The organism is Natrinema versiforme JCM 10478 (genome assembly GCF_000337195.1).
In the GTDB taxonomy this organism is placed as follows: domain Archaea; phylum Halobacteriota; class Halobacteria; order Halobacteriales; family Natrialbaceae; genus Natrinema; species Natrinema versiforme.
This window is the reverse complement of record NZ_AOID01000038.1, coordinates 1-822: the sequence shown is the minus strand read 5'-3', so window position 1 is coordinate 822 and position 822 is coordinate 1. Positions and strand designations below refer to the sequence as shown.

General features: G+C 56.3%; 1 protein-coding gene. It reads right to left on the bottom strand.

The genetic code is table 11. The features are described from left to right. On the bottom strand, positions 1 to 559 hold a 559-nt coding region (locus C489_RS21615; RefSeq protein ID WP_006431790.1), incomplete at its 3' end, for a hypothetical protein. Positions 560 to 822: the final 263 nt, after the last annotated feature.

Sequence of the window (822 nt, the reverse complement as noted above, 5' to 3'; positions counted from 1 at the left end):
CCTTTGTCCGGACGGGGAACGTCATCGGCTCGGAACACATCACGCCCCGGTTTGCCATCGATGTATAGGTGATGTAATGGTCCTCATCGGTGATCCGTTGCAGGTTCGCGCACTGGATGAAAGCCGCATGATCGTACAGTTCCTCGTTCGCGGCATATTCTCGGTACTCATCGTGGTCGATAAACATGGGTGCCACGTAGAAGACGAGTGGCTGGTGTTGTCCGAGTTCGACCAGTTTGTTGTGCTGCTCGTTTTCCCCGAGATATGGGCGGAACCGGAAGTATCCTTCCGACAGATTGATGCCACGGTTTTCCAACTTTGCCCACTGACCGGCATTACTCCGGACCATCTTCTCCGCGCGCTTGTATTGGATGAAGAGCGGTGCAAGCCGTGCATCTCCTCTCCGAAGGCTGGATACCATGTCAGCCGGGAGTTCTGCCTCCTGATTCTGTGTCGGAATCCGGGGGAGATCGATCAAACCGGTACCCGGCCGCGGGCCTTCAAGTTCCCGCGTCAACCCGTAGGTGAACTGGAACTCACTGAACGTCGGTGAAACCATACTCCTATACTGATATATTTACTACAAAAGCTTGACCTTTCAGGCCATCGGCTGTCTGGGTCGGTCCTGCCGGATAAATGTATTAGCCAGGGAAGACGAACGCAGTGAGTCTTCCGAGCGAGCACGGAGCGGAGGGTGGGGAGGAGGGGTCTGGGTCGGTCTGGCACGTAGCAAAAGAAGGCCGCGTTAACCAGCTACTCCCACCACCGACCGCGTTCAGGGAACTGAAGGGTTGACCATCCGGTGACGGCCAGTGAGACACG